The organism is Micromonospora sp. CNB394, from assembly GCF_000374985.1.
Taxonomy (GTDB): Bacteria; Actinomycetota; Actinomycetes; order Mycobacteriales; family Micromonosporaceae; genus Micromonospora; species Micromonospora marina.
This window is the reverse complement of the sequence record NZ_KB895882.1, coordinates 1-15,981: the sequence shown is the minus strand read 5'-3', so window position 1 is coordinate 15,981 and position 15,981 is coordinate 1. Positions and strand designations below refer to the sequence as shown.

At 75.3% G+C, this 15,981-nt stretch carries 2 protein-coding genes; both read right to left on the bottom strand.

Translation table 11 applies throughout. From position 1 onward, the window contains the following. Positions 1-10,043: type I polyketide synthase (locus tag C569_RS0128850; protein ID WP_018789182.1), on the bottom strand; the 10,043-nt coding region annotated here is incomplete at its 3' end. Positions 10,044-10,089: 46 nt separating this feature from the next. Next, on the bottom strand, positions 10,090-15,981 hold a 5,892-nt coding region (locus tag C569_RS31495), incomplete at its 5' end, for a type I polyketide synthase (RefSeq protein WP_018789181.1).

The window sequence follows — 15,981 nt, the reverse complement described above, 5'->3', positions numbered from 1 at the left end:
TCCGACAACCGCTCCACCAGCAGCACACCCACACCCTCACCCCAGCCCGTGCCATCCGCGCCCGCCGCGAACGCCTTGCACCGGCCGTCAGCCGCGAGGCCCCGTTGCCGGGAGAACTCCACGAACAGCCCGGGCGTCGCCATCACGGTCACGCCGCCGGCGAGCGCCAGGTCGCACTCGCCACGCCGCAGCGACTGCACCGCCAGGTGCAACGCCACAAGCGACGACGAACACGCCGTGTCCACCGACACCGCCGGCCCCTCCAACCCCAACGCGTACGCCACCCGGCCCGACACCACACTCGCGGCGTTGCCCGTGGCCCCGAACCCTTCGGCCTGCTCCCCCGCAGCCATCAGCAGGGCCCCATAGTCCTGACCATTCGTGCCCACGAACACCCCTGTTCGCGAACCCCGCAGAACCCCAGGCTCAACCCCTGCCCGCTCGACCACCTCCCACGAAACCTCCAGCAACAACCGCTGCTGCGGATCCATCGCCAACGCCTCGCGGGGGGAAATCCCGAAGAAACCGGCATCAAACTCCGCCGCTTCGTAGAGGAAGGCGCCGCTGCGGACGTAGGAGGTGCCGGTGGAATAGGGGTCGGGGTCGTAGAGGCGCTCGACGTCCCAACCCCGATCGCCGGGGAGGTCCGACACGGCGTCGCGGCCGGCGTGCAGCATCTGCCAGAACCGTTCGGGATCGTTGGCTCCGCCGGGGAAGCGGCAGGACATGGCCACGATGGCCACCGGCTCGTCGTCGCCGAGCGCCACCGGGGCCGCCGCGACGGCCACGGCGGCCTCCCCGCCCAGTTCCTCGTGCAGGTGCCGGGCGAGCGCGGTCGGCGACGGGTAGTCGAAGACCAGGGTCACCGGCAGCCGCAGCGAGGTGGCGGTGGCGAGCCGGTTACGCAGCTCCACCGCGGTCACCGAGTCGAAGCCGAGGTCGCGGAACGCGTGGTGCGGGTCGACGGCCTGGCCGTCGGCGTACCTGAGGACCATGGCCGCCTGATCGCGGACCAGGTCGAGCAGCGCCTGCTGGCGCTCGGCGGCGCTCATCCGGATGAACGCGCCGGCCGGGCCGGCCTCGTCGGTCTCCTTCGTCTCGGCGAGTCCCTTGGTGGCCTGCAACCGCTGCGCCTCGGGGATCTCCGAGATCAGCGGGCCGGGTCGGGTCGCGGTGAACGCGACAAAGAACCGGTCCCAGGCGATGTTCGAGATGGTCAGGAACGTCTCGTCGTGCTCGACGGCCTGGTGCAGGGCCGCGACGGCGAGCCGCGGCGGCATCTCGGGTGCGCCGTGGCGGTGCAGCATCCGGCCGAACTCGCCGTCGGCCATGCCGCCGCCGCCCCAGGCGCCCCAACCGATGGAGGTGGCGGGCAGGCCGAGGGCGCGGCGGTGCTCGGCGAGGGCGTTGAGGAATGCGTTGCCGGGGGCGTAGTTGCCCACACCGGAGCTGCCGACGGTGCCGGCCATCGACGAGAACAGGATGAACGCGTCGAGGTCCAGCTCGCGGGTCAGCTCGTGCAGGTTCAGCGCGGCGGTGACCTTCGCGCTGAGCGCGTAGTCGACCTGGTCCAGCGTCAGCGAGTTGATCACCGAGTCGTCGAGCACGGCTGCGGTGTGCACGACGGTGGTCAGCGGGTGCTCGGACGGCAGGTCGGTGAGGACGGCGGCGAGCGCCGAACGGTCGGCGGCGTCGCAGGCGGCGACGGTCACCCGGGCGCCCAGCGCGACCAACTCGGCCTCGAGGTCGGCGATGCCTTCGGCCTGCCGGCCGCGCCGGCTCACCAGCACCAGGTGGGCGGCGCCGTTGGCGGCGAGCCAGCGGGCCATGTGCCCGCCGAGCGCGCCGGTGCCGCCGGTGACCAGGGCGGTGCCGGAGGGCCGCCAGGTGCGCGGGGCGGGCGTGTCGCCGAGCGGGGCGTGCAGCAGTCGCCGGCCGAACGCACCGGCCCACCGCAGCGCGACCTGGTCCTCCCCGTCGGCACCGGTGAGGACGCGCACGAGGCGGCGGCCGGCCGCGTCGCCGAGCTCGTCGGGCAGGTCCACGAGGCCGCCCCAGCGGTCCGGGTGCTCCAGCGCGGCGACCCGACCGAAGCCCCAGGTGAGCTGCTGGAGCGGGTGCGGCAGCGGGTCGGCCGGGCCGGTCGAGACGGCGCCCCGGGTGAGGCACCACAGGGGCGCGCGGACGCCGGCGTCGCCGAGCGCCTGCACGAGGGTGACGGTGCCGGCGAAGCCGACCGGCACGGACGGGTGCGCCGGGGCGGGCGTCTCGTCGAGCGGCAGCAGCGACACGATCCCGGCGGGGCGGGGGCCGCCGTCGGTGAGGTCGCGCAGCCGGGCGGCGAGCGCCCCGCGGTCCGTGCGGTCGGCGTCCAGCGCCAGCGGTACGACGGTGCCGCCGTGGCGCCGCAACGCCTCGGCGCAGAAGTCGGCCTCGGCCGCGCCGGTGTCGTCGGGGCCGGTGAGCAGCCACCAGGTGCCGGTGACGGCCGGCTCGCCGGAGGAGTCGGGGGCGACGGGCGTCCAACTGTCCCGGTACCGCCACGAGTCCACGGTGGTCTGGTCGCGGTGCCGGCGACGCCAGGCGGCGAGCACCGGCAGCACGTCGGCGAACGCCGTCTCCGGGACGGGCCGCGACTCGGTCGTGGTGGAGAGTTCGGCCGTGAGCGCGGTCAGGTCCTCCGCCTCGACGGCCGCCCAGAACCGGGCGTCGACCTCGTCGTCGGCCACGGCACCGGCGGTCCCGACCGCGGGGGCGGGTGCGGTCGACGGTTGCGGCCAGTAGAGCTGCCGCTGGAACGGGTACGTGGGCAGGTCGAGGCGACGCCCGGCGAGGCCGGCGAAGGCGGGCCGCCAGTCCACGGCCGTACCTCCGGCCCAGACCTCGGCCAGGGCGCGCAGGAAGCGGCCGAGGCCGCCCTCGCCGCGGCGCAGGCTGCCGGTGACGGTGACCGCGCCCGGGTCGGCGGCGGCCAGCTCGACGCTCTCCTGCACGGCCATCGTCAGCACCGGGTGGGCGCTGACCTCGACGAAGGTCTGGTAGCCGGCGGCGACGAGGCTGCGTACCGCCTCGTCGAAGCGGACGGTCTGCCGCAGGTTGCGGTACCAGTAGTCGGCGTCGAGGGCGGCGGTGTCGAGCCAGTCCCCCTCGACGGTGGAGCGGAACCGGACCTCGCCGGTGCGGGGCCGCAGCCCGGCGAGCAGTTCCAGGAGCTGCTCGCGCAGTTGCTCGACGTGGGCGGAGTGGGAGGCGTAGTCCACGGGGACGCGGCGCACCCGCACCTCGCGGAACTCGTAGTGGGCGACGAGCTCGTCGAGGGCGGCGCCGTCGCCGGAGACCACGACGGAGGTGGGTCCGTTGACGGCGGCCAGGGCGATGCGGCCGGCCCAGCGGGCGATCGTCGCGGTGGCCTCGTCGGCCGTGGTGGCGACCGAGACCATGCCACCGTCCCCGGCGATGCCGGCGATGATCCGGCTGCGCAGCGCGACCACTGCCGCCGCGTCGTCGAGGGTGAGGCCACCGGCGACGTACGCGGCGGCGATCTCGCCCTGGGAGTGGCCGACGACCGCTCCGGGGCGCACCCCGTACGACTCCCAGAGCGCGGCGAGCGAGACGCTGACCGCGAACAGGGTGGGCTGCACGACGTCGACGCGCTCCAGCGACGGTGCGCCGGGCGCGCCGCGCACCACGTCGGTCGGTGACCAGTCGACGTACGGGCGCAGCGCCTCGGCGCAGGCGGCGAACGTCTCCGCGAAGACGGGGGCGGTGTCGAGCAGCTCGGCGGCCATCCCGGCCCACTGCGATCCCTGGCCCGGGAAGACGAACGCGACCTCGCCCGGCGTGCCGGGGACGCGGGTGACGGTCTGCGGGCCGGGCCGGCCGGCGGCGAGCGCGTCGAGGGACGCGGCCAGCTCGTCGCGGCCGGCGGCGAAGACGACGGCCCGGTGGTCGTGGGCGGCGCGGGTGGCGGCCAGCGACCAGCCGACGTCGGCGAGCGCGTCGTCGTCGACGGTGCCGAGGTGCTCGCGCAGGTCCCGGGTGCGGGCGGTGAGGGTGTCGACGGTGCGCCCGGAGAGCACCCAGGGCAGTTCCCCGGTCGGCACGTCGGCCGCCGGTCCGGGCTCCGGCTCGTCGGCGGGGGCCTGTTCGAGGATGGTGTGCACGTTGGTGCCGCTGATCCCGAACGAGGAGACGGCGGCGCGGCGTACGCCGTCGGCGGGCTCCCACGGACGGGCGGAGGTGAGCAGTTCGACGCTGCCGGCGCTCCAGTCGACGTGCGGGGTGGGCTCGTCCACGTGCAGCGTGGGCGGCAGCACCCCGTGCCGCATCGCCAGCACCATCTTCATCACCCCGGCCACACCCGCCGCCGCCTGCGTGTGCCCGATGTTCGACTTGATCGAGCCGAGCCAGAGCGGCCGGTCGGCGGGCCGGTCCTGGCCGTACGTGGCGATGAGGGCCTGCGCCTCGATCGGGTCGCCGAGGGTGGTGCCGGTGCCGTGCGCCTCGACGGCGTCCACCTGCTCGGCGGTGAGTCCGGCGTTCGCGAGGGCCTGCCGGATCACCCGCTGCTGGGCGGGGCCGTTGGGGGCGGTGAGGCCGTTTGACGCGCCGTCGGAGTTGACGGCGCTGCCGCGCAGCACGGCGAGGACCGGGTTGCCGTCGCGGCGGGCGTCGGAGAGCCGCTGGAGCACCAGCAGGCCGACGCCCTCGCCCCAGCCGGTGCCGTCCGCGGCCCCGGCGAACGGCTTGCACCGGCCGTCAGCGGCGAGACCGCGCTGGCGAGAGAAGCCGACGAAGATGCCGGGGGTGGCCATCACGGTGGCGCCGCCGGCCAGGGCGAGGTCACACTCCCCCGTTTGCAGGGCCTGCGCGGCCAGGTGCATCGCGACCAGCGACGACGAGCAGGCCGTGTCGACGGTGACGGCCGGGCCGTGCAGTCCGAAGGTGTACGCCAGCCGGCCGGAGATGACGCTGGCGGAGGTGCCGGTGGCGAGGTAGTTCTCGTCGACGTCCCCGGTGGCCATCAGCAGCGAGCCGTAGTCCTGGCCGTTGGTGCCGACGTACACGCCGGTGCGGCTGCCGCGCAGGGCGGTCGGGTCGATCCGGGCCCGCTCGAACGCCTCCCAGGTGGCCTCCAGCAGCAGCCGCTGCTGCGGGTCCATGGCGAGGGCCTCGCGAGGGCTGATGCCGAAGAACGCCGGGTCGAACTCGCCGGCGCCGGCGACGAAGCCGCCCTCCCGGACGTAGCTGGTACCGAGATGCTCGGGGTCGGGGTGGTACAGCTCGGCGAGGTTCCAGCCGCGCTCGCCGGGCATCAGGCTCAGCGCGTCGGTGCCGGTGGCCAGCAGGTCCCAGAGCTGCTCGGGCGAGGTGACCCCGCCGGGGAAGCGGCAGCTCATCGCGACGATGGCGATCGGTTCGCGGTCGCGGCCGGTGCCGTCGGCGACCACCTCGCCGGTGGTGTGCCCGGCGGTGAGGCCGTACAGGTGGGCGGCGAGTTCGGCGACTGTGGGGTGATCGAAGACCAGCGTGGCGGGCAGGGTCATGCCGGTCTCGGCGGTCAGCCGGTTGCGCAGCTCGACGGCGGTGAGCGAGTCGAAGCCGAGGTCACGGAAGGTGCGCTCGGGCAGCGGCTGGCCGGCCGGGTAGCCGAGCACGACGGCGGCCTGGGTGCGTACGAGGTCGGCGAGCTGCGGCAGGGACCGGCCGACCACCACGGCGCGGGCGGGGCCGGTGGGCACGGCGGGCACCCCGGGCAGCGCGGCGATCAGTGGCGTGGGCCGGCCCCAGGAGGCGGCGAGGCGTCCCCAGTCGACGGCGGCGACGGTGACCGCCGGTTCGGCGGTGTTGACCAGCCGGCCGAGGGCGGTGACGGCCTCGGCGGCGGGGAGCGCGTCGACGCCGCCCCGGGCGAGCCGGGCGGTCAGCGCGGCGGCCATGCCGTCCTCGGCCCAGGCGCCCCAGGCGATGGCGGTGGCGGGCAGGCCCTGGTCGCGTCGCCAGGCCGCGAACGCGTCGAGATAGGCGTTGGCCGCCGCGTAGTTGCCCTGCCCGGCACTGCCGATGACGCCGGCGAGGGAGGAGAAGAACACGAACGCGTCGAGGTCGCGGTGGGCGGTGGCCTCGTGCAGGACCCGGGCGGCGCGGACCTTGCCGTCGAGGACGGCCTGCATCCGGGTCAGGTCGAGCCCGTCGAGGACGCCGTCGTCGATCACGCCGGCGGTGTGCACGACGGCGGTCAGCTCCGGCAGCCCGGAGACCAGAGCCTCGACCGCCACCCGGTCGGTGACGTCACACGCCACCACCCGCACCGCACCCAACTCGGCCACCAACCCCGCCGCACCCGGCGCCCCCGGACCCCGCCGCGAAGCCAGCACCACCTCACCGGCCCCGTTCACCAGCAACCAGCGCGCCACATGCCGACCCAACGCACCCGTACCACCGGTCACCAGCACCGTCCCGGCAGGCCGCCAACCCGCACCCACGGGCGGCACGGCCGGCACCAGCCGCCGGCCGAGGACGCCCTGGGGGCGGATCGCCACCTGGTCGTGCCCGGCGTCGGCGAGGACGGCGAGCAGCGCGGCGGCCGTGGCGCGGTCGGCGCGGGCGGGCAGGTCGACCAGCCCGCCCCAGCGGTCCGGCTGTTCGAGGGCGACGACCCGCCCGAGGCCCCAGGCCAGGGCGGCCCACGGGTCGGTGAGGGTCTCGCCGGCCCCGGCGCGCACGGCACCCCGGGTGAGGCACCAGAGCCGGCCGGGCAGTCCGGCGTCGGCGAGCGCCTGGGTGAGGGTGAGCAGCAGCGCGGCGCCGACGGAGACGGCCGGGGCGTCCGGCAGCGCCCGGTCGGTCGCGGGCAGCACGCAGAGCACGCCGGTCCAGCCCTGCTCGCCGTGGCCGCGCAGCAGTCCGGTCAGCTCGGCGCGATCAACGCCCGGGGCGACGGTCAGGGTGTCGACGGGCGCGCCGGCACCGGTCAGCGTGCCGGCCGCCCCGGCGTCGTCGTTGTCGGCGGTGACGACGAGCCAGCGGCCGGTCAGCGCCGGAACGGCGGCGGGGCGTACGGGCTCCCACTCGACCCGGTAGGTCCAGCCGTCCACCACGGCGTCGCGTTGCCGGGCCCGCCGCCACGACGACAGCACCGGTACGGCCGGGGCGAGGGCCTCCACTGCCGCGGGATCGTCCTGCACGGCCAGGTGGGCGGCGACCCCGGTCAGGTCGCCACGCTCGACGGCCGCCCAGAAGTCTCCCTCGGCGGCGTCGCCCGGCACGGCGGTCACGGCGCTGCCGCCGGCCTCGGGCCAGTAGCGCTGGTGCTGGAACGCGTACGTGGGCAGGTCCACCCGCCGCACGCCGGTGTCGACGAACCACTGCCGCCAGTCCAGGGCCACCCCGTGCACATGCAACTCGGCCAGCCCGGCCAACAACCCCTGCACCTCGGGCCGATCCCCACGCTGCGCGGCAACGGCCAGCACACCGTCCCCACCCGGCAAGGCGTCGCCGACCATCGCCGTCAGCACGCTACGCGGACCGACCTCCAGGAACGTGTCCACACCCGCCCCGCGCAGCGCCGTCACCCCATCGGCAAAACGCACCGCCTCCCGCACATGCCGCACCCAGTACTCCGGGGTACTGATCTCGTCACCGGCCAGCGCCCCCGTCACGTTCGACACGACCGGCAGCGACGGCGCGGCGAAGGTGAGCTTGTCGAGCACCGCGCGGAACCGGACGAGCATCGGCTCCATCAACGGACTGTGGAACGCATGACTGACCGCGAGCCGACGTGTGCGGACGCCCCGCTCACGCCAGACCCGCTCCACCTCGTCGAGGGCCTCGACGGCGCCGGAGACCACGACCGACGCGGGCCCGTTCACGGCCGCGATCCCCACACCGGCCAACCCGTCCAGGGTGGCCGCCACCTCGGCCTCAGCCGCCGCGACGGCCAGCATCCCACCACCGGCGGGCAACGCCTGCATCAACCGGCCCCGCGCCGCCACCAACGCGCAGGCGTGCTCCAGCGACAACACCCCGGCCACGTGCGCGGCCGTGACCTCGCCGACCGAGTGGCCGCCGACCAGGTCGGGGGCGACGCCGAAGGACTCGACCAGCCGGAACAACGCCACCTCGACGGCGAACAGCCCGGCCTGCGTGAACACCGTCCGGTCCAACAACTCCGCCTCGACCGAACCCGACTCGGCGAAGAGCACCTCGCGCAGGGGGCGCGGCAGGGCCCTGTCCAGGTGCCCGCACGCCTCGTCGAGGGCGGCGGCGAAGACAGGGAACTCGGCGTACAGTTCGCGGCCCATGCCGGCACGCTGCGCACCCTGACCGGAGAAGAGGACCGCGAGTTGGCCGCGCGGCGCGCCGGCGCCGAGCACGACGGTGCCGGCCGGTTCCCCGGCGGCGAGGGCGCGCAGCCCCGCGAGCAGGTCGTCGCGGCCGGTCGCGGACAGTACGGCGCGGCGGTCCAGGGTGGAGCGGGAGGTCACCGACGAGAAGGCCACGTCGAGCGGGCGCAGGGTGTCGTCGTCGGCGAACCGGGCGGCCCAGCGGCCCGCCTGGGCGGCGAGCGCGGCGTCGGAGCGGGCGGAGAGCAGCACGGGGGCCACCGTGCGGACCGCCGGGCCCCTCGGCTCGGGCTCGGTCTCGGTCTCGGCGGGAGCCGGGGCCTGCTCGATGATGGTGTGCGCGTTGGTGCCGGAGACGCCGAACGACGACACGGCGGCCCGGCGCGGCCGGTCCACGGCCGGCCACGGCGTGGCGGCGGTGGCGATGGTGACGGCCCCGGCGGTCCAGTCGATCTGCGGGGACGGCTCGTCGACGTGCAGGGTGGGCGGCACGACGCCGTGCCGCATCGCCATCACCATCTTGATCACACCGGCCACGCCGGCGGCGGCCTGGGTGTGCCCGATGTTCGACTTCACCGACCCGAGTAGCAGCGGCGCGGCCTCGTCGCGGTCCTGCCCGTACGTGGCCAGCAGCGCCTGCGCCTCGATGGGGTCGCCGAGCCGGGTGCCCGTGCCGTGCGCCTCCACCACGTCGACCTGATCGGGCGTGAGCCGGGCGTTGCCGAGGGCCTGGCGGATGACCCGCACCTGGGAGGGGCCGTGCGGGGCGCTGAGCCCGTTGGACGCGCCGTCGGAGTTGACCGCGCTACCGCGTACCACGGCGAGCACCGGGTAGCCGTGCCGCTGCGCGTCGGAGAGCCGGGTGAGCAGCAGCATGCCGACGCCCTCGGACCACGAGGTGCCGTCCGCGGCGGCGGCGAACGCCTTGCACCGCCCGTCGGCGGCGAGACCGCGCTGCCGGCTGAAGCCGACGAAGACCGCCGGGGTGGGCATCACCGTCACGCCGCCCGCCAGGGCCAGCTCGCAGTCGCCGTTGCGCAGGGCCTGCGCGGCCAGGTGGATGGCGACGAGCGAGGACGAGCAGGCGGTGTCGACGGTGACCGCCGGCCCCTCCAGCCCGAGGGTGTACGCGACGCGGCCGGAGATGACACTCGTGGCGTTGCCGGTGAGCAGGTGGCCCTCGCCGTTCTCGGCCTGCGCCATCATGCCGTCGTAGCCGTGCGACGACGCCCCGACGAAGACGCCGGCACGGCTGCCCCGGACGGCCGGCAGCGGCAGCCCGGCCCGCTCGAACGCCTCCCAGGATGCCTCCAGCAGCAGCCGCTGCTGCGGGTCCATGGCGACGGCCTCGCGGGGCGAGATGCCGAACAGGTCGGCGTCGAAGTCGGCGGCGGAGTAGACGAAGCCGCCCTCGCGCACGTAACTGGTGCCCGGGTGGTCGGGATCGGGGTGGAAGAGGTTCTCCAGGTCCCAGCCCCGGTCGGCGGGGAACGGCCCGATCCCGTCGCCGCCGTCGTGCACGAGCTGCCACAGCGCCTCGGGGCTGTCGACGCCACCCGGGTAGCGGCAGCTCATCGCCACGATGGCGATGGGCTCGGAGTCCCGGCTCTCCAGCTCGCGCAGCCGACGCCGGGTACGCCGCAGCTCCGAGGTCGTACGCTTCAGGTACTCGACGTACCTCTCGTCCTCGTTGCTCACCGTGGACCTACCTCACTCGGCATGCCGATGTCGTTGCGGCTGGTGCTCACGACGTCTCCAGCTCGCGGTCGATCAGGTCGAAGATGTTCTCGGCGGTGGCCGACTCCAGGTCGTCGTCGCCGTCCGCGTCCGCCTGCCGCTCGGTCAGCCGGCCCAGCAGGCCGTGCAGCCGGTCGGTGATCCGGCGGAACTCGTCGTCGGCCGGGTCCAGCCCGACGAGCGCCGCCTCCAGCCGGTCGAGTTCCCGGCCCGCCGCCGACGGCTCGCCGGGCGGGCTCACCGGGGCGAACTGCCCGGCCAGGTGGACGGCGAGCGCCTCGGGCGTCGGGTTGTCGAAGACCAGCGTCGCCGGCAGCCGCAGCCCGGTGGCCGCGCCGAGCCGGTTGCGTAGCTCCACGGCGGTCAGCGAGTCGAAGCCGAGCTCCCGGAACGCGCGGGTCGGCTCGATGCCGGCCGGGTCGCCGTGGCCGAGGACGACCGCCACGTGCGCCAGCACCAGGTCGCGCAGGGCGCGTACCCGCTTGTCGTCGGGCAGGGCGCGCAGCGTCTCGGCGTACGCCTGCCCGTCGGCGGCCTCGCCGGCCGCGGCCCGGCGGCCGGCGGCGCGGACCAGGTTGGTCAGCAGCGGGTGTACGGGCGACCCGGGCGCGGCCACGCCGGTGACGATCTTGGCGGGCATGAGTGTCGCCCGCTCCGAGCGCCAGAGAGCGTCGAACAGGGCGAGCCCCTCGGCGTCGGAGAGCGCCGCCATGCCGCCCCGGTCGAGGCGGCGGATGTCGGCCGAGTCGAGATGGCCCGTCATGCCGCTGGCCTGTGCCCAGCGGCCCCACGCCAGCGCGACCGCCGGCAGGCCGAGGGCCCGCCGGTGCTCCGCCAGGGCGTCGAGGAACGCGTTGCCGGCGGCGTAGTTGCCCTGGCCCGGACCGCCGAACACGCCCGCGGCGGCGGAGAAGAGCACGAACGCGCTCAGGTCGTGGCCGAGGGTGGCCCGGTGCAGGTTCCACGCCACGTCGACCTTGGGCCGCAGCACCGCGGCGAGGCGGTCGGGGGTGAGCGACTCGACTGTGGCGTCGTCGAGGACGCCGGCGGCGTGCACGACGGCGCGCAGCGGGTGCCGCCGGTCCACCATGGACAATACGTCCGCCACGGCGTCCGGGTCGGCCAGGTCGGCGGCGACGATCGACACGTCCGCGCCGCGCGCCTTCAGGTCGGCGAGCAGCTCGTCGGCGCCCTCGGCGTCCGGGCCGCGCCGGCTGACCAGCAGCAGCTGCCGGGCGCCGTGCGCGGTGACCAGGTGCCGGCAGAGCAGCGCGCCGAGGGTGCCGGTCGCCCCGGAGACCAGGACCGTGCCGTCGAGCCGGGGCGCCTGCGGAATGCTCAGGGCCAGCTTGCCGACGTGCCGGGCCTGGCTGAGGAAGCGGAACGCCTCGGGGGCGCGCCGCACGTCCCAGGTGCGCCGGGGCAGGGGCCGCAGCGCACCGGCGGCGAAAAGCGCCATCAGCTCGCCCAGCATCGCGCCGATCTTCTCCGGGCCGGCCTCGATGAGATCGAAGACCTGGTAGCTGACGCCCGGGTGGTCGGCGGCGACCCGCCGCGGGTCCCGCTTGTCGGTCTTGCCCATCTCGACGAACCGGCCGCCGTCGGCGAGCAGCCGCAGCGACGCGTCGACGTACTCACCGCGCAGGGCGTTGAGCACCACGTCGACGCCCCGCCCGCCGGTGCGGTGGGCGAACTCGTCGGCGAAGTCGAGGCTGCGGGAGGAGGCGAGGTGCGCGTCGTCGAAGCCGGTGTCGCGCAGCGCCGGCCACTTGCCGGGGCCGGCCGTGCCGTAGACCTCCGCGCCGAGGTGGCGGGCGATCTGCACGGCGGCCATGCCCACGCCGCCGGCCGCCGCGTGCACGAGCACGGACTCGCCCGCGCGCAGCCGGGCCAGCTCCACCAGCCCGTACCAGGCGGTCAGGAAGACCACGGGCACGGCGGCGGCGTCGGTGTAGGACCAGCCGTCGGGGATGCGGGTGACCAGCCGGCGGTCGGTGACCGCCGCCGAGGCGAACGAGCCGGAGAAAATGCCCATCACCCGGTCGCCGGGGGTGAGGTCGGCGACGCCCGGCCCCACGCCGAGCACCACGCCGGCGCCCTCGTTGCCCAGCACCTCCTGGTCGGGGACCATGCCGAGGGCCAGCACCACGTCGCGGAAGTTCAGCCCGGAGGCGCGCATCCCGACCAGGACGTGGCCCGCCGGCAGCTCCCCGCCCGCCTCCGGGCCGGGCAGCAGGGCGAGGTTCTCCAGCGTGCCCTTCTCGGTGACGTCGAGGCGCCACGGCACCTCGTCGGCGGGCAGCGGCAACACACCGGCGTCACGGGCCCGGGCCAGCCGGGGCACGAGCGGCGCGCCGTCGCGCAGCGCGAGCTGCGGCTCGCCGGAGGCGACGGCCGCCGGGACGGCCGCCAGGGAGGCGGCGGCGTCGTCGGTGTCGAGCAGCGTGAACCGGCCGGGGTGTTCGGACTGCGCCGAGCGGACCAGCCCCCACAGGCTCGCCTGGGCCAGGTCGCAGGGGGCCTCGCCCGGGGCCGCGCCGACGGCGCCCCGGGTGTGCAGCACCAGCCGGGACCGCTCCAGCCGGGGCTCGCCCAGCCACTGCCGCACCAGCGCGAGGGCGTCGCGGGCCGCGTCGTGCGCGGCCTCAGCGGCCCGCTGCGGGTCCGACTCCGCGCCGGAGCGCAGGTCCAGCACCACATCGGGTACGTCCCCGGACTCCCCGATCTCGGCGACCAGGGCCGCCAGGTCGGCGTGGGACCGCACCGGGTGCCCGGCGGCGGCGAGGGCCCCGGCGAGGCCGAGGGTGTCGTCGCCGAGCAGCGCCCAGCGGGCTTCCCCGGCCGCCGCGCCGGTGTCCGTCAGCGGCGTCCAGTCCAGGTGGAACACCGACGTGCGGCGCAGGGCGGCGGCCTCGTCCGCTCGGCCCGCCGCGACCGGGCGGAACGTCAGCGACTCTACGGTGGCGACCGGCTGGCCGGCGTTGTCGGCGAGCGTGACCGCGACGGTGTCCGGGCCGAGGGGGCGCAGCCGCGCCCGCAGCCGGGTGGCGCCGTGGGCGTGCAGGGCGACCGAACGGAAGGCGAACGGCATCCAGCCCGCCCCGGGAGTGTCCGCCTCGTCGCCGAGCAGGGCGGTGACCCCGCCGGCCTGGAGGGCCGCGTCGAACAGGGCCGGGTGCAGCCCGAAGCGGGACGCGTCGGCGCTCACCTCCTCGGGCAGGGCCACCTCGGCGTAGACCTCGCCGTCACCGCGCCACACCCGGCGCAGCCCCCGGAAGGAGGGGCCGTAGCCGAGGCCACCCTCGGCCGTCTGCACGTACCAGGCGTCCAGGTCGGCGTCGACCTCGACGGCGTCGGCCGGCGGCCACTGCCCCGGTACGGCCGCCGGGGCGGGCAGCTGCGGCAGCAGGAGTCCCTCGGCGTGCCGGGTCCACTCGGCGTCGGCGTCCTCCTCGGGGCGGGAGTGCACGGTGACGCTCCGCTCGCCGCTGTCGGAGGGCGGGCCCACGCGTACCTGCACCTGCACCGCGCCGGTCGCGGGAAGCACCAGCGGGTTGATCAGCGTCAGGTCGCCCACCTGGCCGGCGTCGACCTCGTCGCCGGCCCGGACCACCATGTCGACGACGCCGGTGCCCGGGACGATCACCGCCCCGCCGACGGCGTGGTCGGCCAGCCACGGGTGGGTACGCACCGACAGCCGACCGGTCAGCACCACCGTCCCGTCGTCTGCGACGGGTACGGCCGCGCTGAGCAGCGGGTGCCCGGTGTCCTGGAGACCGGCCGAGCCGACGTCGCGTACGCGGTGCGCGGGCGCGTCCAGCCAGTAGCGTCCCCGTTCGAAGGCGTAGGTGGGCAGTGCCACCACGCCGGTCTCGGCGAGGACGGCCGTCAGGTCGACAGGCAGACCGATCGTGTGGGCGGTCGCGAGGTTCGTCAGCAGCCGCGTCGGATCGTCGTCACCACGACGCAGGCTGCCCAGCGTGTGCCCGGTGACACCGGCGTCATCCAGGATCGCCGTCACCGGCATCGTCAACACCGGATGCGGACTGATCTCCACGAACGTCGTGTGCCCCGCCCCGACCGCCACCCGCACAGCCGCATCGAACCGCACCGTCCGCCGCAGGTTGTCATACCAGTAATCCGCCGTCATCGACGCCGGGTCCACCCAGTCACCGGTCACCGTCGACACCATCCGAACATTGCCGGGCCGCGGCGTCACACCGGCCAGATCGGCGCGCAACCCCTCCGCCACCTCCTGCACCGCCACCGAATGCGACGCATAATCCACCGGAATCAACCGCGCCCGCACCCCATCGACCTGACACGCCGCCACCAGATCCGCAACCGGCTGCGGCGGACCCGACACCACCACAGTCGACGGACCGTTCACCGCCGCCACCCCAACACCCGGGAACGCCGGCAGCCGCCCGGCCACCGCATCCGCCGACAGGTCGACCGACGCCATCGTCCCGGTGCCCCGCAGCACGGTCAGGGCCCGCGACCGCAACGCCACCGCCCTCGCCGCGTCCTCCAGGCTGAGGATCCCCGCCACACACGCCGCACCGATCTCACCCTGCGAATGACCGACCACCGCAGCCGGAACCACACCCGCGTGCTGCCACACCGCCGCCAGCGCCACACCCACGGCCCACAGCACCGGCTGCACCACCTCCACCCGCGCCAACCACGACTCGTCGTCACCGGTCAACACCGACACCAAATCCACATTCAGATACGGCGCGAGAGCCCGCTGACACTCCCCCAGGCGCGCGTCGAACACCGGCGTCCGACCCACCAGACCCGCCGCCATCCGCGCCGACTGCGCACCCTGACCCGGAAACACGAACACCGCACCGGTTCCGGCGGCCATACCCGTCACGACGTTCCCCGCCGGCGACCCCGACGCCAGAGCGTCCAGCCCCGCCAGCAACTCCTCCATACCCGACCCGACCACGGCCGCCCGCTGGTCGAACACCGACCTGGTCACGGCGAGGGACCAACCCACCGCCGCCGCATCCACCACGGCTCCGGCGGTCCGCCGGAGCTGACCGGCGCCGCCGTCGCCGCGCTCGCGCAGGAAGTCCGCGAGCCGGGCCGCCTGCCCCGCGAGCGCACTCTTCGACCGTGCCGACACCGGCCACACCACGACATCCGAGGCAACCAGGCCCGGGCCGTGCTCGACCGGAGCGGCGGCGTCGACCGGCTCGTCGGCCTGCTCGATGATCACGTGCGCGTTCGTGCCGGACATGCCGAACGACGACACCGCCGCCCGGCGCGGCCGGTCCACCACCGGCCACGGACGCGACTGCGTCACCAGTTCCACCGCGCCGGACGTCCAGTCGATGTGCGGGGACGGCTCGTCCACGTGCAGCGTCGCCGGGACCACGCCCTCCCGCATCGCCAGCACCATCTTGATCACACCGGCCACCCCGGCGGCGGCCTGCGTGTGACCGATGTTCGACTTGACCGAACCGAGCAGCAGCGGCTCCTCACGCTCCTGCCCGTACGTGGCCAGCAGGGCCTGCGCCTCGATCGGGTCACCGAGCGTCGTGCCCGTGCCGTGCGCCTCGACCACGTCGACATCCGCGCTGCCCAACCGGGCGTCCGCGAGGGCCTGCCGGATCACCCGCTGCTGCGACGGACCGTTCGGGGCGGTCAACCCGTTCGACGCACCATCCTGGTTGACGGCGCTGCCCCGCACGATCGCCAACACCTCATGACCATTGCGCCGCGCGTCCGACAACCGCTCCACCAGCAGCACACCCACACCCTCACCCCAGCCCGTGCCATCCGCGCCCGCCGCGAACGCCTTGCACCGGCCGTCAGCCGCGAGGCCCCGTTGCCGGGAGAACTCCACGAACAGCCCGGGCGTCGCCATCACGGTCACGCCGCCGGCGAG